Here is a 20,042-nt window from a genome sequence, read left to right on the forward strand (position 1 = left end):
CTTTCAAGATTGCTGTTACTTTAAGAATTACCCTCTGGATGTGTTGGGTCTTACTTTTCGGGCGGGGCATCAGTCATCAGGATCCGCACCCTTGCACTGCTGCAACACCGCTCCGCAATAAAATCTTACTTATCGTTCAATGCAACTACTCCTGGCAGCTGCTTGCCTTCCATGAATTCGAGGGAAGCTCCGCCGCCTGTGGAGATGTGGCTCATTTGTTCAGCAAGGCCGAATTTCTCGACTGCTGCTGCAGAGTCGCCTCCGCCGATGACTGAATATGTATCGTTAGCATCGGCTAATGCTTGTGCTACTGCTTTTGTTCCTTCTGCGAACTTATCGATTTCGAATACGCCCATTGGTCCGTTCCAGATGACCAATTTGGATTTCTGGATGACGTCGCGATAAGTTTCAGCTGTTTTAGGCCCGATATCAAGAGCTTCCCAATCTGCAGGAATTTCTTCAATCGCAACAACCTTTGTATTCGCATCAGCTGAAAAATCATCAGCAACAATGGCGTCTACAGGCATGTAGAAGTTAACACCCTTCGCCTTTGCTTTTTCCATGAAGCCTTTAGCCAATTCAATTTTATCTTCTTCTAAAAGAGATTTCCCTACTTCGTGGCCCTGTGCTTTTACGAAAGTATAAGCAAGTCCGCCGCCGATAATCAGGTTATCTACTTGTTCTAAAAGGTTATCAATTACGCCGATTTTGTCTTTAACCTTCGCTCCGCCGATGATTGCTGTGAAAGGGCGCTCTGGATTTGATAAAGCTTTTCCAAGAACCTCTAGTTCTTTTTCCATCAGGAAGCCTGATACTGCTGGAATGTACTTGGCGATGCCTTCTGTTGAAGCATGGGCACGGTGTGCAGCTCCGAATGCATCGTTCACATATACATCTGCAAGTTCTGCAAATGCCTTCGCAAGTTCAGGATCGTTCTTCTCTTCGCCTGGATAGAAACGGACATTTTCAAGAAGCAGGACATCGCCCTCGTTCATGCTGTCGATTTCGGATTTCACAGACTCACCATAAGCTTCATCTGTTTTCTTTACATCCTTGCCTAGCAGCTCAGACAAACGCTTTGCTACTGGAGTCAAACGCAATTCTTCAACAGCCTGCCCTTTTGGACGGCCAAGGTGGCTTGCTAGAAGGACTTTCGCACCCTGATCAACCAGGTACTGGATTGTTGGCAGCGCAGCACGGATCCTTGTTTCATCCGTAACCTGTCCATCCTTCATCGGCACGTTAAAATCAACGCGGCAAAAAACTACTTTTCCTTTTACATCCACATCTTTTACTGTCTTTTTGTTCAAGGCTAGAGACCTCCTTTAAAATGGCGCATATGCGCGATTAAGCAGAAAAAGAGGAGAGGGAATTTACCCCGCTCCCCTTTTCATCCCACTACATTATAGTCGTAAATGGATGGTTAATCCAATATTTGCTTACAGACCTTTTTTAGCGATGAAATCTACAAGGTCAACTACACGGTTAGAGTAACCAGATTCGTTGTCATACCAAGAGATTACTTTTACCATGCTGCCTTCCATGACCATTGTTGAAAGTGCATCGATTGTAGAAGAGTTTGCACAGCCATTGTAGTCACTAGAAACTAGTGGCTCTTCGCTGTATCCAAGGATGCCTTTAAGTTCGTTTTCAGAAGCTTTCTTGAATGCAGCATTGATTTCTTCAACTGTTACGTCTTTTTCAAGTTCAGCAACAAGGTCAACTAGAGAAACGTTTGGAGTTGGAACACGCATAGCTCCACCGTTCAATTTGCCTTTAAGTTCAGGCAATACTAGAGAAACTGCTTTTGCAGCACCAGTTGTTGTCGGAATGATGTTTTCCGCAGCTGCACGCGCACGACGGTAGTCTTTGTGCGGAAGGTCAAGAATTTGCTGGTCATTTGTGTATGAGTGAACAGTTGTCATCATACCGCGCTTGATTCCGAAATTGTCGTTCAAAACTTTAGCGAATGGAGCCAGGCAGTTTGTTGTACAAGATGCATTAGAGATTACGTGGTGGTTAGCTGCATCGTACTTATCGTCGTTAACACCCATAACGATTGTGATATCTTCATCAGATGCTGGTGCAGAAATGATGACTTTCTTAGCGCCTGCTTCTAAGTGTTTCGCAGCGTCAGCACGCTTAGTGAAACGTCCAGTTGATTCAACAACTACTTCTACGCCAAGGTCGCCCCAGCCAAGTTGAGCTGGATCTCTTTCAGCAAGTACTTTCACTTTGTGGCCGTCAACTACAAGGTAGTCACCGTCAACTGTGATTTCTTCGTTCAATGTTCCGTGAACTGTATCATATTTTAAAAGGTGTGCAAGCATGTTTGCATCAGTTAAATCGTTAACTGCAACTACTTCCACATTAGGGTTCTTCAATGCCGCGCGGAAAACTACGCGTCCAATACGTCCAAATCCGTTAATACCAACTTTTACTGCCATGAGTATTTCCTCCTTTAATTCCTATAAAAGGTGTTGTTTATATTAAGGTGTTACCCTTGTAACAATGTTTTGGCGGCTCCTTCATCCGTCACCAAAATGGTAGAGGAAGGTGCCTGTTTCATATAGGCCCTGATTGCCTTTGCCTTCGACTGTCCTCCGGCAACCGCAATGATATTGCCTATACTCGCGAGATCATCCAGCTGAAGGCCGATCGTCTGCACTTTGTGGACGATTTCACCCTCTTCATTGAAATAATAGCCAAATGCCTCGCCGACTGCTTTTCCATCGAGGATTTTCTGCAAATCCTCGGCGCTGGTATTGCGGCGTTCCGCCATTGTAATAGCGTCTCCAATACCATGTAAAACCATGCTCGCTGATTTCACTAAATTCCATACTTCGTAAATCAGCGGTTCTTTGATGAAGGACTTGTAAACTTCAGTGCTGACCTGGTCCGGTACATAAAAGACCCGATTGCGGGAATTCGTATTGTCCGCCATGATCGCGCAAACCGTGTTTGCCTGGTTCTTGACGTCCTCGCCGATTCCGCCCCTTGCCGGCACGAACAGCAAATCCTTTTCGCCAAAGTCGGGAGTCAGACTCCCTGCCACAGCCGCCATCGTCGAGCCTCCGGTTACAGCAATGATATTCTTGCTTTGGAGGAGCTCTTTCATGCTATCGGCTGTCGCACGCCCCAGCTCGCTTTTCACCCATGGCGATCGGTCGCTGTCCCCAGGGACTATGATGACCTTGCGGATGCCCATGCGCTTTTCGAGCTGCTGCTCTAATGTGTTTATACCCATTATGTCCCGCATTACTCTATCAAGACTTTCCAGTATATCTTTTCCCTCATGTGTCAGTGTCATTCCCGAAACCGACATGGAAATCAGATTCTGGTCTTTCAAAAACTCTACCTCAGAACGCAAAACCCGTTCAGTCAAGTTGAGGCTGACTGAGAGATTTCTCCTGCCAACTGGCTGCATCACGTTTATGTATTGGAGGATGAGGTATCGTTTTTGCATAACTTGCAATAAATCGGGTAATATTCTTTTTTGAATATCAATGAGCGAAAAGTCCATGTTGATATTCTCCTTTTAAAGTGATGGACGTTAAATGTCCCGCCAAGACATATTATGTCCCACTCGCGGTAAAAAAAATCACCCCTGCTACAATTTTCATTCTAACAGGAGTGAAAACCTTAATCAACCAATAAACTCAAGCTTTTTTCGTGAAAACGCTTCACTTATGAACTTTTTGTTAATGATTCCGTATTGAAGCTCCTCGCCGTCCAATTCGATGACCGGAATCATGATTCCATATTTCTCGACAAGCTCGTCGTCAAGATCGATATTGATTTCTTCTATTGTATAATTCCAATTTTGCTGGAGTTCTTCAAGAATCTCCCGCGCAGTCTCGCACAAATGGCAGCGCGGACGGGAGTATAGTTTGACTGTTTTTATCATTTTCGGCTCCTTTGATTGAGTGGGATTTGGTATTATACGCAAATACAAAATTGATATTGAAGTATTATTCGCTATAAAGTTCAATCGAACCGTTTCCGTTTAGAAGAGGACGGAATCCCAAGCTGATCACGGTATTTCGCTACCGTTCTCCGCGAAACGACCATCCCTTCACGATCCTCGAGCATTTCAACAATCGCCTGGTCGGAAATCGGCTTTCTTTTGTCTTCTTCCTTAATATAGTTCCCGATTGCCGCCTTGACTGTTTGAGATGAAGCCTGGTCGTTCTCGGTGGTGGCAATTCCACTTGTAAAGAAGGATTTCAATTCATAAGTTCCGCCTGGTGTCTGCATGTATTTTTCACGGACAGTCCGGCTGACGGTTGATTCGTGGATCTCGAGTTCATCCGCGACCTCCCTCATCGTCATCGGGTACAGGTGCGAAGGCCCTTTCAGGAAAAAGCCCGGCTGTTTTTCGATGATTTTCAGCGACACCTTCATCAATGTTTCTTTCCGTTGCTCAAGGCTGCGCCGGATCCACTGGTAATCCCCCTGCTTTTCCTGGAGGAATTTATTGACTTCCTGATCCTTATGTTGTGATAACTGCTGGTAATAGCCATCGTTAAAAGAGACTTTCGGAATCAAGGCATCATATACACTTACGGATAGCTCTTCTCCTTCACGCTTCACCACTACATCTGGAATAATATAGGCCGGCTTTCCACGCTGAAACGAAGATCCTGGTTTTGGGTTAAGCTTCTGGATCTCGTCATGAACCTTTTGGATATCCTTCAATTCTATATTTAGCATTTTCGCGAGCGCTTTCCACTTTTTTTCCGCGAAGAGAAGGAAGTGGTCACGAATGATCGTAATTGCCAGCTGATTGGCTGGTGTCCGTTTCTGCCTTGTCAGCTGAAGCAGGAGGCACTCCTGAAGGTTACTGGCCGCAATTCCGGCGGGATCCAATGATTGCAGCTTAAAATAGGCGGAATCAATGAATTCTTCATCCACACCAAACCTTTTTGCAAGATCATCACGATCCATCTTCAGGTAACCGTTTTCATCTATGTTTTCAATCAACACTGGTAAAATCAATTTCTCTTCAGGTGATGCTTTTAAGGAATTTAGCTGGGCATGAAGGTACTCTTCAAGCGTTTCGCTCTCGCCAGAACCAATTTGTTCGATCAAATTTTTCTGGTCCCGTTCGAACGTCCTTTTTGTCGTCTTCCTCTTACGATCCATATTCGAATCAAAAGGAGTGATATTTTTAAAGTCTACTTGCAATAGGGGGTTTTCCATCGATTTAGCTTCAAGAAACGCCGCAAGTTCCTGCGCTGAATACTGCAAGAGCGCAATTGCCTGGGTCAACTCCTGGGTCATCGCCAATTTTAACGTCTGTTTTTGAAACAATCCAGCTTTCATATCCACCTAAATCACCCCTGCCCTCATTTTACATGATAAACATGGTTTGGAGTAGGGAAAGAATTTGGCATTGGCAATCAGGAGCTGAGCTATATGTGTTCATAATCAAGACTTAATACGGATTAACCTATGTATTTTACTCATAAACAACCAGCAAAGCAGCAACTGGAAAAATTATTCTCTTAAAGAGTCCCGATAATTGCACAAGCAGAGAATAGAATTGCGTAATCCAATCAAATTATTGCACAAAACCCAGACGCAATTGCGTAAACATCAAGAGTAATTGCACAATATCCCAAATTAAGGGGAAATAACCCGCTTTATAAAATAAAAACAGCTTCCAAGGAACTCGGAAAATTCATCTGAGTACCTTGAAAGCCATTAACACTAAATATTTACGCCCTCGGCAGGAATCGAACCCACATCTCAAGAACCGGAATCTTACGTGCTATCCGTTGCACCACGAGGGCATGATTGAAGTTAGCGTTACGCTTACCTATTATAGGGCAAGTCTGGATGGTTTGCAAGAATGATTTTTTGCCAGCACCGCGGGCCGTTAGTTTAAAATTGGCAATCTTGGGTAAGATGGATACGGTACAGCAAATTGGAATATACATTATTGTCGAACAGTTTATGCAGGCTTAGCAAGCGATTCGTTTGACCTTTATTGACCATGCGTGTATCATTAAACTACATAGGTATTCTGGCAAACGAACCAGTTTATGCCAGCCTGCAATCTGCCTTTCAGAGGGCAGTCATTTGCTTTTAAAAAGGACTGCAATGCCTTTATTAAAGCATTGAAATGATCTTACGTTAAAGGAGGAAAACAAACATGAACTTGATTCCTACAGTTATTGAACAAACGAATCGGGGCGAAAGGGCATATGACATTTATTCCCGCCTTTTAAAGGATCGCATCATTATGCTGGGAAGCGGCATTGATGACAATGTTGCCAACTCAATCGTAGCCCAGCTGCTTTTCCTGGAAGCTGAAAATCCGGAAAAAGACATTTCCATCTACATCAATAGCCCGGGCGGCAGTATCACTGCCGGTATGGCAATCTACGATACTATGCAGTTCATCAGGCCAGATGTACAGACAATCTGTATCGGTATGGCTGCATCCATGGGTGCATTCCTTCTGGCTGCCGGAACTAAAGGCAAGCGTTATGCACTTCCAAACGCGGAAGTCATGATCCATCAGCCACTTGGCGGTGCACAGGGACAGGCGACTGAAATCGAAATCGCTGCGAAGCGCATCCTTTTCCTTCGTGAAAAGCTGAATGGTATCCTATCTGAGCGTACTGGCCAGCCGCTTGAAGTCATCGCGAAAGATACGGACCGCGACAACTTCATGACAGCTGAGCGTGCGAAGGAATACGGTCTTGTCGACCAGATCATCACTCGCAACGTACTGGAAGAAAAAAAGGATAAATAATCGCAATAAAAACTCGCTCTTTACACGGAGCGAGTTTTTTTGCGTTCTTTTCAGAAACCTTGTTAGATCAATTTTCGTTCTGGATGTATTCAGCCAGCTTTGCTACGGCTTCTTCTTCGTCATTTCCTTCCGCGATCAGGTTTACTGATGCTCCGGCACTTACCGCAAGGCTCATCAATCCCATGATGCTTTTCGCGTTTACCTTTTTGCCATCCTTCTCTAGAAAGATATCGGATGAGAACCTGTTTGCTTCCTGAACGAATAATGCAGCAGGGCGTGCTTGCAGCCCAGTTTTCAATTTGACTTCCACCTGTTTTTCCACCATTGCTTTTCCTCCTCTAACCCTATTTATTTATGATTTGCCCGGCACGCAGTTTATCTGCTATCTCATCAATTTTTCGCAGCCGGTGATTGATTCCTGATTTGCTGATCGTCCCTCCGCTGACCATTTCGCCAAGCTCCTTGAGGGTGACATCCTGGTAATCGACGCGAAGCTGGGCAATTTCCCTCAGCTTCTCCGGTAAAATTTGCAGGCCTACTGTATCCCTTATAAATCGGATATTCTCAACCTGCCTCAATGCGGCGCCGATCGTTTTATTCAAGTTGGCCGTTTCACAATTCACCAGGCGGTTGACCGAGTTCCTCATATCCCGGACAATCCGGATATCCTCGAATCGGAGCAATGCATTATGCGCCCCGACAATCGTCAAAAACTCGGTGATCTTCTCCGCCTCTTTCAGATAGGTGATGAAGCCTTTTTTTCGTTCCAGTGTTTTGCTGTTCAGTCCAAAGGTGTTCATCAACTCACATAATGAATTATTATGTTCCTGGTACATCGAGGCGATCTCAAGATGGTAGGAGGATGTTTCCGGATTGTTCACCGAACCTCCCGCCAGGAAAGCCCCTCTTAAATAAGAACGCTTACAACATTTCTTTTTCACCAATTCCTGTGAAATTTCATAGTTAATTTCAAAGCCTTCTCCTAAAATCTTTAAATCCTCCAGAATTTCCCTGGCAGATTCCTTCAGGCGGACAATATAAACATTGTTTTTTTTCAGCCGCATCTTCTTTCGCACCAAAAGCTCCACCTGTACCTGATAGCTTTTCTTGATCAGGGTATAGATTCGCCTGGCAATCGCGGCATTTTCAGTCTGTACGTCTACGATGAGTTTGCGATTAGAGAAGGAAAGGGAACCATTCATCCGGATTAAAGCGGACAGTTCCGCATTGGCGCAGCAGTCCTTCACCTCAATATTCGTGAGTTCTTTTTTAGTTTCCGAAGCGAACGACACCTCTTCACCCCCTGGTTATATGGTGCTGGCGCCATTATTCATGCAAGCACAGCAGCTGTCTTTTTTTATCTTTCTTACCGAGACAAACGCTTGCATCCTATATTTACGCGTTATACCTCTTTTTGGTTTCATCTATTATCATAGAATATAAAATTTCTGAAACTTTTTTTGTATCATGCCTGATTACATTGCCATCCAGCTCTGCAATTTCATCCTGGACGACCTCGACTCCTAAAGAATTCAGCCGGTCCAGATCAAAAACGACAGGCTGGGCAAGCTCTTCCTTGTAACGCAGCTCGACATCTGGAGGGATGGTCTCACTGTTCACCAGTATCGTATCGATAAAAGCACAATCCATATGATCATAGATCGCTTTGATATGGTCACTTGCCGCAAAATCATGCGTCTCCCCCGCCTGGGTCATCAGATTGCAGATATATACTTTGCGCGCCGTCGCCTTGCACACTTCCTTGCCAAGCTTCTTCACGAGCAGGTTTGGCAGGATGCTAGTATATAAGCTCCCCGGTCCAATGACGATCAAATCTGCTTCCCTGATCGCCTGCAGTGTCTCAGGCAGTGGCTTTACGCCTTCAGGATTCAGGAAAACCCGTTTGATTCTTTTTCCGGAGTAAGGAATTTTCGATTCGCCCCTGACAATGCTGTCATCCTCCATCACCGCATTCAGCATGACACTCCTGTTTGCTGCCGGCAGGACTTTTCCGTGGACATTCAGCACCTTGCTCATCTCCTGAATCGCATGAACGAAATTGCCGGTAATCGACGTCATCGCAGCAAGGATCAGGTTGCCAAGCGAGTGGCCCGATAACTCATTGGATGTATTGAAGCGATGCTGGAACATTTCCTCGATCAGCGGCTCGACATCCGATAGCGCAGCCAGGACATTCCTGATATCGCCAGGTGGAGGAATCTGCATATCTTCCCGCAGGCGGCCCGAACTTCCGCCATCATCAGCCACTGTGACAATCGCAGTGATGTCGACCGGATGCTTCTTCAAGCCCCGGAGCAGGACTGGGAGGCCTGTTCCACCTCCGATGATGACGATTCTTGGCAGTCCATCTGTCATCATGTCGTAAGTCCCTTCCTTTTTTCGATATCACGGTGTGTCACGCGGGTATGATAGTCTTTCTCGAAGTACTTGGCGATATGTTCAGCGAGAGCGACGGACCGGTGCTGGCCTCCCGTGCAGCCGATGGCGATGATGAGCTGCGCTTTTCCTTCCCGCTTATAATGCGGAAGCATGAAGCTCAAAAGGTCTGTCACCTTTTCAAGGAACTTGGATGTCTCGTTCCATTTTAAAACGTATGTCGACACCTCTTCATCAAGACCAGTTTTTGGACGCATATGATCAATATAATGCGGATTTGGCAAAAAACGGACATCGAAAACGAGATCGGCATCGATCGGGATTCCATGCTTGAACCCAAACGACATCACGTTCACGGTAAAAATCGTCTTCTTGTTTACTGAGAATTCCTCAAGGATTTTTTCCCTGAGGTCCTTTGGTTTCATTCCTGTTGTTTTATAAATAATCTGCGCTCTGCCCTTCAGTTCTTCCAGCAGCTCGCGTTCAAGCTGGATGCCTTCAAGCGGCAAGCCTGATGGAGCAAGCGGATGCGAGCGTCTCGTTTCTTTGTAGCGGCGGACGAGTGTGGAGTCATCTGCGTCAAGGAACAGCACCTGCGGCGTTACCCATGAAGTTTCAGCCAGTTCATCAAGCGCCTTGAACAGAGAGTCAAAGAATTCGCGTCCCCGCAAATCCATGACAAGTGCCACCTTATTCATTTTTGTGCCAGATTCCTTCATTAACTCAAGGAATTTTGGCAGCAATGTCGGCGGCAGATTGTCGACACAGAAAAAGCCAAGGTCCTCGAAGCTCTGGATTGCGACCGTTTTCCCCGCGCCTGACATACCTGTTATGATGACGAGTTGGGTATCAGTTGAACCGGTACTCATTTCTCTTCCCCCTGTAAAATTAGTGTTTAAGCCTTTTTCGTATTGCAATTGTCCAAAAGGCAGTCGCCAATACGAAAACAGCCCTTATTTATCGTATCAATTCGGATCGAGCCTATAGCTGATCAGCTCGAAATCCGGTGTATAAGTAAAAGTGCCATAGATGATTCCTTGTCCATGGATCATATATTCAAGAATATGATAGTCCCCTGCTGCCATTGGCAGGTCCTTGATGTCGTCAAGCTCATGCCAGGAGATGGTGCCTTCCTCTGATACATCGAGATTGATCCCATCTGCCTCAGTGGCATAAAAAGTGAACATCATCCACTCCGAAACCACCTGATCATCTTCCTTGATGACGAATGTAAAAATCCCTTTGATCTGCGGATTCCGCAGGTAAATCCCTGTTTCTTCACGGAATTCCCTTATACAGGAATCTTTGACAGTCTCACCTGGTTCCATCTTACCGCCAGGAGCCACCCACCAATTGCGGCGAGGCTTCTGCAACAGCAAAATCTTATCTTCCTTCACCAAAACACAATTCGTGACGCGCTGCATTCAATCCACCTCTTCATCTATACGCGCAAGCAAAGACCCGACAAAAAAAGCGGTACACCTGCACATCTTTAACTTGTTTCTCATTTTAATGGATTCCGGACACATAATCCTTTTAGCAAACTTTCCTCTGAAACAGCCTTACGTCATTTGCCGGACTTTTTATTCTTTCCATTATACTATTTTTAGTTTTTACCCACAATGAATAGGAAAATGATATTTTTGACAAGAAAAGTTCTTTTTAGGGAGTGGACTAGTTTTCGTGAGGTGTAATGATTATACGCCGCAAAAATTTCCCAATATCAAAAGGTGTTATATTCGCTTGCAACAGCCTGTTTCATTTTTATGTATAAAAAAAGAGCACAGGATAACCTGTGCCGTCAAAGGATTATATTTTTAAAAGGGGGTCAATTTCTATTTCTATAATACCCCACGATTGTTTCACTACTGTTACAGAAGAATTAATAAATAATTACTTTTTGTTAATTTATGCCGCAGTGTGATGTTTTTACCATTTAGAAGGAAAATAAAAGCCCGCCGATTCATTGCGGCGGGCCTGTCAATTGTATGTTAAGCGTTCGCTTTCAGTTCCTCGATCAATTCTTCAACATAATGCTGGGCGTTTTGAGCAGCGATACTTCCGTCGCCTGTTGCTGTCACGATTTGGCGCAGTGTTTTTTCACGGATGTCGCCAGCTGCGAAAATGCCAGGGACTTTCGTTTCCATCTGTTCGTTCGTTTCGATATAGCCACTGCTGTTTGTGATTCCGAGGCTTTCGAACGGCTTTGTCAATGGAACCATTCCGATGTAGATGAATATGCCATCAGCCGGGAACTCCTGTTCAGCGCCATCTTGTGTCGATACAAGAGTCACGCTGCCTACTTTGCCATCTTTGTCATTGATTTGCTTGACTGTATGGTTCCAGATGAAATCAATTTTGTCATTGGCAAAGGCGCGGTCCTGAAGGATTTTTTGCGCACGAAGCTCGTCACGACGGTGAACGATCGTCACTTTTGAAGCAAAGCGAGTCAGGTAAACACCCTCTTCAACAGCGGAGTCTCCGCCGCCGACGACAACAAGTTCTCTGTTTTTAAAGAATGCGCCATCACAAACCGCACAGTAGGAAACGCCGCGGCCGCCAAGCTCCTGCTCGCCAGGGATGCCAATCTTCTTGTACTCCGCACCAGCCGAAATGATGATCGAGCGGGCTTTGTATTCCTTGTTGCCAGCCTTGATGGTTTTATATTCCTTGCCATCGATGACTTCTTTCACATCACCGTATGCATATTCTGCTCCGAATTTTTTCGCATGGTCAAACATTTTAGTTGAAAGCTCTGGCCCAAGAATGTGGTCAAAGCCTGGATAGTTCTCAACTTCTTCTGTATTCGCCATCTGGCCGCCCGGCACGCCGCGCTCAAGCATCAGTGTCGACAAGTTCGCGCGTGAAGTATAAACTGCAGCCGTCATTCCTGCCGGTCCGGCACCGATGATGATGACGTCATAAATTTTCTCTTCTGACATGGTGTACAACTCCTTTGAATATCATAATCCGCTAATTTCCGTAATCCATTCGGAAATAGTATTTCCTGCATAAACATATCCTATAAAACAAGAAGCATATAGTCCAAAAATATGCTTGACGGGGTAACAGGTTCCCTGGATTTACGAAATTACTTAAAACGGGCTTTATACCAATAAGATTCTCATTTTTTATGAATATTGAGGACTGGTTTACGGACAAGGGGCCTGAAGAAATATTGACAATTTTGTGAAGAATGTTATGATAATTCACAGAAAATAAATTCAATAGAAATTTTTACCTGCTAGGGGAGCCTTTGGTTAAGGCTGAGATTAAAGTGAAACTTTAAGACCCTTTGAACCTGATCTGGATCATACCAGCGTAGGGAAGTGGAGTATCTGGAGCGGTATGCTTTTATTTTACTGCCAATACAGCCACTTTCTGCCTGCAGAAAGTGGCTTTTTTATTGGAAAAAATCAGCATCCTAAGCCGGCAGGATGCTGAAAAATCACTTACCAGGAGGTTGTTATGTCTACTTTTACACAGATGATCCGTCAAGAAGCAAGTGCAATTTGGGAAGCAAACCTGCACCATCCATTCGTTCAAGGAATTGCAAAAGGAACCTTGCCGATTGAAAACTTTCGTTACTATGTCTTGCAGGATTCCTATTACCTATCTCATTTTGCCCGCATCCAGGCCATTGCCGCTTCAAGGGCCGAGGAATTATCCATTACGGCAAAAATGGCTGCCCATGCACAGGGTACTTACCAGGCTGAGCTGAGCTTGCATGAAGGATTCATGGGCCAGCTCGGAGTTACCAAGGAAGAACTCCAAAGCTTCAGGCCAGCACCCACTGCATATGCCTATACCTCCCATCTTTACAGGGTGGCCGCATCAGGAAGCCTGGGGGAAATCATCGCCGCCCTCCTTCCCTGTTACTGGATTTATTACGAAATTGGAGAGAGGATGAAGCACGCGGCCCCAGGGACACCTATATACCAGGAATGGATTGGCGCGTACGGAAGTGACTGGTTTAGTGAACTGGTAAACGAGCAGCTCAGTCTTCTTGATTCCATCTCCGAAAGTGCATCTGAAAAAGAAAAAGAAAAGATGAAGCAGCACTTTTTATACAGCTGCCATTATGAGCTTAAGTTCTGGGAAATGGCCAGCACGCTTGAAGGCTGGTCAATAAACAATAATAAAACGGCTGTCCAGTAAGCTGGAAATCAGCAAGGGAGAAGAAAAATGTCCAGATTAAAATTAACAGATATTTTAGTTACCGTCGTCATTTCCATTGCATTTGGCCTTGTCTATAAAATTTGGGGGCCTCTCTACTATGCGCTGAAACCGCTGGGGTTCCATCTTGATCAATTCATCTATGGAATGTGGTTCATCGCTGCCATTGTCGCGTTTCTCGTAATCCGCAAGCCTGGTGTGGCCCTGCTTGCCGAGGTGGCCGCTTCATCTGGGGAATTCCTGATGGGCTCTGAATGGGGGCTTGAGGTACTGATCTATGGCTTTATCCAGGGATTGTTTGCGGAATTGGTTTTGATGGCTTTTGGTTATAAGCGATCCGGAGTGATTGTTGTAAGCCTTGCCAGTATAGCAGCATGCACAGGTTCATTGATGATGGACTTTTACAAAGGATATATCGAAGACCTGGCCGCATGGAACCTTGCGTTATTGATTTCCATGAGAGCTGCTGGTTCCATTGTGTTCTCCGGTCTGCTGGCACTGGGAATTGCAAGAGCCCTTGAGCGAACAGGCGTTACAAAAATCCTTAGGCCCGCTTCTCAAGATGACTTTGATACTTTGAGCCAATAACAGGAGTGATTGGATGCCAATAATATCTTCATTTGAAAAGCTGAGACTAAAGTTTCCTGGCACGAAAAAACTTCTTTTCGAGGATTTGTCCTTATCATTTAAAAAAGGAGAAAAAGTGCTCTTACTTGGTCCTTCAGGCTGCGGCAAGTCGACTTTGTTACAGGCACTTTCTGGTTTGATTCCAAATTCCATTGAGGTACCAATCAAATTTGACCGCTGCACCTACCCTGATTCCTGGGGATTTGTCTTCCAGGATCCAGACACTCAGTTCTGTATGCCATATGCTGATGAAGAAATTGCCTTTGTACTGGAAAACCTTCAAGTCCCTAGAGAACAGATGCCCAAAAGGATTTCCGAGCTCCTGTCACTAGTAGGTCTTGACCTTAATGACTCACATTCAAGGATCCATACATTCTCAGGCGGCATGAAGCAGCGGCTGGCGATTGCATCTGTGCTTGCCATTGACCCAGAGGTCCTGTTCTTTGACGAGCCAACCGCGATGCTCGATTCTGAAGGAACAAAAAAAATCTGGGAAACGGTAAAGAAGATATCAGCTGATAAGACAGTAATCATTGTCGAGCATAAAATCGAGCATGTAATCGACTTCATTGATCGGATCATCTTATTTGATGCAGCAGGAACCATTATAGCAGATGGCAGACCTGAATCTGTTTTTAATTCTTATAGGACTGAGTTCGAGAAATATGGAATCTGGTTTCCGGGAGTATGGGACCAGTACAAAGCGACAGCGCCCACTTATAAAACAACAGATTTCCAGATTAAGAGGGAATTATTTTTAGAAAACTTTAAGGGTTTCCGAAATAAAGAAACCAAGATCAAGATTAAGCATGCCGAAGCAGAGTCTGCCGACTGGATTGCGGTAACTGGCAAAAATGGAGCCGGAAAAAGCACATTGCTTTTATCACTCATTCAACTGCTGAAAACGTCCGGGACTTACCAGGTAAACGGACGAAATATTACCAGAAATAAGGACATCTCCAGCGAGGCCGGTTTTGTTTTTCAAAACCCTGAACTCCAATTCGTTGCAAATACGGTTTTTGACGAGCTTGCGATTACTTTCCGGCAAAAACATGATGGAGAAGAATTGATTGAGAAAAAGGTTTCCGAGCTGTTGATGCTGTTCAATCTCGCGAATCAAAGGGATCTTCATCCTTACCAGTTATCGATGGGCCAAAAGCGGCGGCTTAGTGTTGCAACAGCTGTTGCCCAAAATCCTGCTATCCTTCTTCTTGATGAGCCGACTTTTGGCCAGGATTCAAAAAATACATTCGCTGTCCTTGAACTTTTAGAAAGCTACCGGAAAAGCGGGCACATCATTATTATGGCAACGCATGACAGGCAAATCATCCAGCACTTTGCCACAAAGGTCTGGAATGTGATTGACAGTGAAGTGGTGGTTAAAGAAGCTAAAATACCAACTGCAGCGGAGGCCGGCCATGCCTATTCAATTTGACAATAAAATGACGTGGCTTCATAGAATCAACCCGAGCGTGAAATTATTGGGGCTTGCCTGTCTGTTTGTTGTGGTTCTGTTCATCCATAACCTGAACGTGATGGTCCTCTTTGCACTTGGACCTGCCATATTGTTTCTCTTTTTCACAGGTCACCCTTTCAAGCGGATCTTGCTCTTCTCCATCCCTTTCCTGCTGATTTTCCTATCGACCTCTTCGTCGATGATCCTGTTCGGGAAAGGGGAATCGACTCTATTCAAATGGGGCTTGATCCATATTACCGAGGAAAGTCTATACAGGGGGATACACCTGGGATTCAGGGCACTCATTTATGCAATGCTTGGTCTCACCTTTGCCCTGACAACTAGTCAGGTCCTGCTTTTCTATTCATTGATGCAGCAGCTTAAGCTGAACCCGAAATATGCATACAGCTTCATGGCAGGAATCCGTTTGATTCCAATCATGATTGAAGAACTGACCACCATCAAATATGCAAGGACGGTTAGAGGAATCCAGAATACTTTTACTGTCAGAGGAATTTTGTCATCAATCAAAGGCTATTCGATTCCGCTTCTTTCCCAAAGCATACGCCGCGCATACAGAATTGCGGTGGCAATGGAAGCAAAGCGGTTCACGGACAGCAGAAAGCGGACCTATTATTACCAGACTGGCTTTTCAAGGTACGACTTGATTTTCATTGCCTATTTCGCACTATTTTTGTCGCTTGTCATTTTTATTTCCGGGCATTATCCGCTTTTCCCTGTTGTCGATGTCCGGTCATTATAATACAGGAGCTGTTTTAATGGCCAATCGTTGTGCTCAACAAGCCAAACACCTGGAGGAAGGTGGATAAATGAAGAAACAATTGCATGTCCTATCCGACGGAAAGCTTTCATTAAAAGAATTTGCCGACATTGCCGGTAAAATCAACCCATTCATCGACAGGTTTCATTTGCGTGAAAAAGAGCTCACCGCAAAGGAGATTGCCGTTGGAGTCGAAATGCTGATTAATAATGGGATACCTTCCGAAAAAATAGTAGTCAATGATCGAGCAGATGTCGCCTGGTCCTATAACACCTGCGTCCAGCTCGCATATCACAGCCTTCCAATCCACCTTGTCAAACAACACTTCCCGGGGATTACAGCTGGCTGTTCCGTTCATTCATACAATGATGCTCTTAAAGCAGTAAAGAGTGGTGCGGACTTCCTTCTTTATGGGCATATTTTTGAGACTCCTTCCAAAGAAGGATTACCGGGGAAAGGCCTTCACGAACTGGCATCGATAACAGAAATGGTGGAGGTTCCGGTAATTGTCATAGGCGGCATTAAGCCTGAAAACGTCGAATTGGCCTTATCGGCCGGAGCAGATGGAGCAGCAGTGATGTCAGGGGTTCTTCAAGCAGAGGATCCCTTCCACGCTGCCTGGTGCTATTCACAAATAATCCATCAAGGAGGTCGTTTACATGAAAAAGATCTATGATGTCATTGTAGTTGGCGGGGGCATCAATGGCTGTTCGATTGCCTATCAATTAGCAAAAAGAGGCAGAAGTGTCGCCGTCTTAGAAAAAGGACGGCTTGCTGGCAAAGCATCAGGAGCAGCAGCCGGGATGCTGGGAGCCCAAACAGAACTCACCGATGATGGACCACTGTTCCAATTTGCCAGAAAAAGCCGCGCTATGTTCCCTGATTTGGCAAGAGAGCTTGAAGATCTTACGGGCGTTCATATCGGCTTACAAAATAGAGGCATGTACAGGGTGGCTGCGACTGAAAAGGAAGCCCTTGGATTAAAGACATTGATTGAGTTTCAGACAAAATCTGGCGCAATTGCCAAATGGCTGACCATCCAAGAATTAATGGAACGTGAGCCTAAAGTTTCAAGCAGCTTGCTTGGAGTGATGTTTATTCCGGATGACGGTCATGTGGATGCGCGGGAGTTGACCATTGCCTTCGCTAAGGCAGCCAGGATGAACGGAGCAGAATTTTACGAGTTTACGAGTGTTAATGATTTGATTCTTGAGAAAGAGAAAGCACATGGCATCCAAACGGACCTGGGTCCCGTTTATGCAGAGTCAGTTGTTATCGCAACAGGCGCGTGGAGTCCTTTTTTAATAAAGAAAACCGGCCTAACTCTTCCGATTTCCCCTGTAAAAGGAGAATGTTTATCAGTGCTTACAAATAAGCAGCTTATCAGTGGAACCGTCTTCTCTCATGGATGCTATATCGTTCCTAAGAAATCCGGGAGGCTTATTATCGGTGCGACCGTCAAACCAGACACATTTGATGAAAGGGTGACACTGGACGGAATTTCAACCCTTATGGAGAAGGCTAAGCACCTTGTGCCGGGGATCGCCGAATGCGAATTGGAGCACGCTTGGACAGGGATTCGACCGCTTTCCGAAGATGGTTTGCCTTTTCTGGGAGAGCACCCATCGTACCGTAATTTATATATAGCAGCCGGCCATTTCCGGAATGGAATTTTGCTGTCGCCAGCTACCGGGGAATTGATCGCTGATTTGATGGATGGGAAAACGAAAGATTCTGGTCCCTTTCAGCTGTCACGCATAAACATCTCCGTAAGAGCATGAAAGGAGAATGATCATGGAGCTTATCATAAACGGGGAAGCTATTAATATTCCAGACCATATTAAAACAGCAGCTGCCCTATTAAACTATTTTCAACTTGAAGACAAGGTGTTAATCGTCGAATGGAATGAAGCCATTTTAGAAAAAAGCGCGCATTACGATACAACACTCTGTGCTGGTGACCGAATTGAAATCGTACATTTTGTAGGAGGCGGATGATCATGCTGAAAATCGGACCATATGAATTTAACTCTCGTTTATTGCTGGGAACGGGGAAATACCCTGACTTTGATATCCAAAGGAAAGCTGTAGAGGAATCAGGCACAGAGGTGCTTACTTTTGCTGTTCGGCGCATGAATATATTCGAGGCAAACCAGCCTAATTTTATAGAGCAGCTAGATTTAAAGAAATACAAGCTCCTTCCTAATACAGCAGGAGCCAAGACCGCAGAGGAAGCTGTCCGGATTGCGAGACTCTCCAAAGCCTCAGGGCTTTGTGACATGGTGAAGGTTGAGGTCATCGGCTGTGACAAAACTCTTCTCCCTGACCCGGTCGAAACACTAAGAGCTTCAGAAATCCTGTTAAATGAAGGATTTATCGTGCTTCCTTACACCTCGGACGATGTTGTTCTGGCAAGGAAACTGCAGGAGCTCGGCTGCCATGCCGTCATGCCCTGCGCTTCGCCGATCGGCTCAGGACAGGGAATCATCAACCCTCTTTATCTGAAATTCATTATTGAGCAGGCAACAGTTCCGGTGATTGTCGACTCCGGGATTGGCAGTCCCGCAGATGCGGCTGCCTCCATGGAACTGGGAGCGGATGGTGTCTTGCTGAATACGGCCGTGTCTTCAGCAAAGGATCCGGTAAAAATGGCAAAGGCTATGAAACTCGCAGTGGAGGCGGGAAGATTGGGATTTGAAGCAGGAAGAATGGCAAAAAAACAATACGCTGCCGCAAGCAGTCCTGCAGAAGGGATGATCTTTAGTTGACCAGCCGATACTCCCGCCAGGAATTATTTGCACCAATCGGCAAAGAAGGCCAGAAAAGACTTCATAGCACGCATGTCTTAATCATTGGTGCAGGTGCTCTTGGTTCCGCAAATGCAGAACTCCTTGCAAGAGCTGGAATCGGGAAACTGACCATTGCTGACAGGGATTATGTGGAATGGAGCAATCTTCAGCGGCAACAGCTTTATTGTGAAGCGGATGCTCTGGAAAGAATGCCCAAAGCAGCGGCGGCTGCCAGAAGGTTAAGAGCGATTAATTCGGATGTTGCAATCATCCCCCATATAGCTGATGTCGGAGCTCAGGAACTGGAACAGTTAATCAAGGGTGTAGATTTGATCATCGACGGTACTGATAACTTTGAAATTCGCCTGATGATCAACGATATATCACAAAAGCATAAGATCGCTTGGATTTACGGGGGCTGTGTCGGCAGCTACGGCCTCAGCTTTACGATACTTCCGGGGAGTACTCCCTGCTTGAACTGCCTTTTGGAGTCAATGCCATTGGGAGGAATTACCTGTGATACCGCGGGGGTGATACAGCCTGCTATTCAGATGGTAGCCGCCCATCAATCAGCAGAAGCGTTAAAGATATTGACAGGTGACATCGATGCTCTGAACCGCAAACTTGTTTCATTCGATGTCTGGAAAAACCAGTTTCGAACCATTAACGTCTCCTCCCTGAAAAAAGCATCGTGTCCTTCTTGCGGAGAAGAACAGACTTATCCGTATCTCTCTTATGATAACCAGACCAAGGCGGCCGTGCTTTGCGGAAGGGATACAGTTCAAATCAGGCCGGGGACAATCCAGACAAGGAATCTCGACCATTTGGAGACGACCCTGACAGGACAAGGATTCAAAACAAAGCGCAACCCCTACCTGCTTTCTTTTCGAGTCGAATCCGCAAGATTGGTGGTTTTCAAGGACGGCAGAGTGTTCGTACATGGAATCAAAGACATATCCGAAGCTAAAATACTTTACCATCGTTATCTGAGTTAATTTTAGAAAAAGTCATAGCCAGCCCCGGCCATGACTTTTTTTGCATTTAAAACGCTCA

The 20,042-nt window shown here is 45.4% G+C and carries 21 protein-coding genes, 1 tRNA gene and 1 riboswitch; of the genes, 10 read left to right on the plus strand and 12 right to left on the minus strand.

What is annotated here, in order from left to right; genetic code table 11:
* Positions 1–125: 125 nt before the first annotated feature.
* The 6 genes from ACNAZ4_RS12395 to ACNAZ4_RS12420 form a co-directional block, all read right to left on the minus strand.
* Positions 126–1,310, minus strand: coding sequence for a phosphoglycerate kinase (locus ACNAZ4_RS12395; RefSeq protein ID WP_415814805.1), 1,185 nt, complete (start codon positions 1,308–1,310; stop codon positions 126–128).
* Positions 1,311–1,439: 129 nt separating this feature from the next.
* Positions 1,440–2,447 (minus strand): type I glyceraldehyde-3-phosphate dehydrogenase, encoded by a 1,008-nt coding sequence (gene gap, locus ACNAZ4_RS12400; RefSeq protein WP_079506865.1) that lies wholly within the window; start codon positions 2,445–2,447, stop codon positions 1,440–1,442.
* A gap of 50 nt (positions 2,448–2,497) precedes the next feature.
* Positions 2,498–3,523, minus strand: coding sequence for a sugar-binding transcriptional regulator (locus ACNAZ4_RS12405; protein WP_415814807.1), 1,026 nt, complete (start codon positions 3,521–3,523; stop codon positions 2,498–2,500).
* Between the two features lie 123 nt (positions 3,524–3,646).
* Positions 3,647–3,907 carry a glutaredoxin family protein gene (locus ACNAZ4_RS12410; protein ID WP_415814809.1) on the minus strand — a complete coding sequence of 87 codons (261 nt, stop codon included), beginning with the start codon at positions 3,905–3,907 and terminating at the stop codon, positions 3,647–3,649.
* A gap of 80 nt (positions 3,908–3,987) precedes the next feature.
* Positions 3,988–5,325 carry an RNA polymerase factor sigma-54 gene (rpoN, locus tag ACNAZ4_RS12415; RefSeq protein ID WP_415814917.1) on the minus strand — a complete coding sequence of 446 codons (1,338 nt, stop codon included), beginning with the start codon at positions 5,323–5,325 and terminating at the stop codon, positions 3,988–3,990.
* Positions 5,326–5,723: 398 nt separating this feature from the next.
* Positions 5,724–5,795, minus strand: a tRNA-Arg gene (locus ACNAZ4_RS12420).
* A 362-nt stretch (positions 5,796–6,157) separates the two neighbouring features.
* On the opposite strand from ACNAZ4_RS12420, the gene clpP reads away from it, so the two are divergent.
* Positions 6,158–6,763: an ATP-dependent Clp endopeptidase proteolytic subunit ClpP gene (clpP, locus tag ACNAZ4_RS12425; RefSeq protein ID WP_415814811.1), complete on the plus strand. Its 606-nt coding sequence runs from the start codon at positions 6,158–6,160 to the stop codon at positions 6,761–6,763.
* 67 nt (positions 6,764–6,830) lie between these two features.
* On the opposite strand, the gene ACNAZ4_RS12430 is transcribed toward clpP, so the two are convergent.
* The 6 genes from ACNAZ4_RS12430 to trxB all read right to left on the minus strand — a co-directional run bounded on the left by ACNAZ4_RS12430 (position 6,831) and on the right by trxB (position 12,102).
* Positions 6,831–7,088 carry an HPr family phosphocarrier protein gene (locus tag ACNAZ4_RS12430; RefSeq protein WP_415814813.1) on the minus strand — a complete coding sequence of 86 codons (258 nt, stop codon included), beginning with the start codon at positions 7,086–7,088 and terminating at the stop codon, positions 6,831–6,833.
* Positions 7,089–7,107: 19 nt separating this feature from the next.
* Positions 7,108–8,055: a DNA-binding protein WhiA gene (gene whiA / locus ACNAZ4_RS12435; protein ID WP_415814815.1), complete on the minus strand. Its 948-nt coding sequence runs from the start codon at positions 8,053–8,055 to the stop codon at positions 7,108–7,110.
* Positions 8,056–8,158: 103 nt separating this feature from the next.
* Positions 8,159–9,142 carry a gluconeogenesis factor YvcK family protein gene (locus ACNAZ4_RS12440; RefSeq protein ID WP_415814817.1) on the minus strand — a complete coding sequence of 328 codons (984 nt, stop codon included), beginning with the start codon at positions 9,140–9,142 and terminating at the stop codon, positions 8,159–8,161.
* Positions 9,139–10,029, minus strand: coding sequence for an RNase adapter RapZ (rapZ, locus tag ACNAZ4_RS12445; RefSeq protein WP_415814819.1), 891 nt, complete (start codon positions 10,027–10,029; stop codon positions 9,139–9,141). Before rapZ ends, ACNAZ4_RS12440 begins: the two co-directional genes overlap by 4 nt.
* Before the next feature lie 96 nt (positions 10,030–10,125).
* On the minus strand, positions 10,126–10,584 hold the full coding sequence (locus ACNAZ4_RS12450; protein WP_415814821.1) for an NUDIX hydrolase: 459 nt from the start codon (positions 10,582–10,584) through the stop codon (positions 10,126–10,128).
* Positions 10,585–11,151: 567 nt separating this feature from the next.
* Positions 11,152–12,102 (minus strand): thioredoxin-disulfide reductase, encoded by a 951-nt coding sequence (gene trxB / locus ACNAZ4_RS12455; protein ID WP_415814823.1) that lies wholly within the window; start codon positions 12,100–12,102, stop codon positions 11,152–11,154.
* A gap of 294 nt (positions 12,103–12,396) precedes the next feature.
* Positions 12,397–12,505: riboswitch (TPP riboswitch) on the plus strand.
* 123 nt (positions 12,506–12,628) lie between these two features.
* Between trxB and tenA the strand changes: the two genes are divergently transcribed.
* The 9 genes from tenA (at position 12,629) to ACNAZ4_RS12500 (ending at position 19,984) form a co-directional block, all read left to right on the plus strand.
* Entirely contained in the window at positions 12,629–13,318 is a 690-nt protein-coding gene (tenA, locus tag ACNAZ4_RS12460; protein ID WP_415814825.1) for a thiaminase II, read from the plus strand.
* A gap of 27 nt (positions 13,319–13,345) precedes the next feature.
* Positions 13,346–13,924, plus strand: coding sequence for an ECF transporter S component (locus ACNAZ4_RS12465; RefSeq protein ID WP_415814827.1), 579 nt, complete (start codon positions 13,346–13,348; stop codon positions 13,922–13,924).
* A gap of 13 nt (positions 13,925–13,937) precedes the next feature.
* Positions 13,938–15,398 (plus strand): ABC transporter ATP-binding protein, encoded by a 1,461-nt coding sequence (locus ACNAZ4_RS12470; protein ID WP_415814828.1) that lies wholly within the window; start codon positions 13,938–13,940, stop codon positions 15,396–15,398.
* Positions 15,382–16,182, plus strand: coding sequence for an energy-coupling factor transporter transmembrane component T family protein (locus ACNAZ4_RS12475; RefSeq protein ID WP_415814830.1), 801 nt, complete (start codon positions 15,382–15,384; stop codon positions 16,180–16,182). Before ACNAZ4_RS12470 ends, ACNAZ4_RS12475 begins: the two co-directional genes overlap by 17 nt.
* Positions 16,183–16,249: 67 nt before the next feature.
* Positions 16,250–16,876, plus strand: coding sequence for a thiamine phosphate synthase (locus tag ACNAZ4_RS12480; RefSeq protein ID WP_415814832.1), 627 nt, complete (start codon positions 16,250–16,252; stop codon positions 16,874–16,876).
* Positions 16,860–17,981 carry a glycine oxidase ThiO gene (thiO, locus tag ACNAZ4_RS12485; protein WP_415814834.1) on the plus strand — a complete coding sequence of 374 codons (1,122 nt, stop codon included), beginning with the start codon at positions 16,860–16,862 and terminating at the stop codon, positions 17,979–17,981. The genes ACNAZ4_RS12480 and thiO overlap by 17 nt, the downstream gene beginning before the upstream one ends.
* Positions 17,982–17,994: 13 nt before the next feature.
* On the plus strand, positions 17,995–18,198 hold the full coding sequence (gene thiS, locus ACNAZ4_RS12490; RefSeq protein WP_415814836.1) for a sulfur carrier protein ThiS: 204 nt from the start codon (positions 17,995–17,997) through the stop codon (positions 18,196–18,198).
* Between the two features lie 2 nt (positions 18,199–18,200).
* Complete coding sequence (locus tag ACNAZ4_RS12495; protein WP_415814838.1) at positions 18,201–18,968, plus strand: thiazole synthase; 768 nt, start codon at positions 18,201–18,203, stop codon at positions 18,966–18,968.
* A complete protein-coding gene (locus tag ACNAZ4_RS12500; RefSeq protein ID WP_415814840.1) occupies positions 18,965–19,984 on the plus strand; it encodes a MoeB/ThiF family adenylyltransferase in 1,020 nt (339 codons plus the stop codon). The genes ACNAZ4_RS12495 and ACNAZ4_RS12500 overlap by 4 nt, the downstream gene beginning before the upstream one ends.
* The last annotated feature ends 58 nt before the right edge of the window (positions 19,985–20,042 follow it).

It is taken from the genome of Mesobacillus thioparans (genome assembly GCF_965138835.1).
In the GTDB taxonomy this organism is placed as follows: domain Bacteria; phylum Bacillota; class Bacilli; order Bacillales; family Cytobacillaceae; genus Mesobacillus; species Mesobacillus thioparans.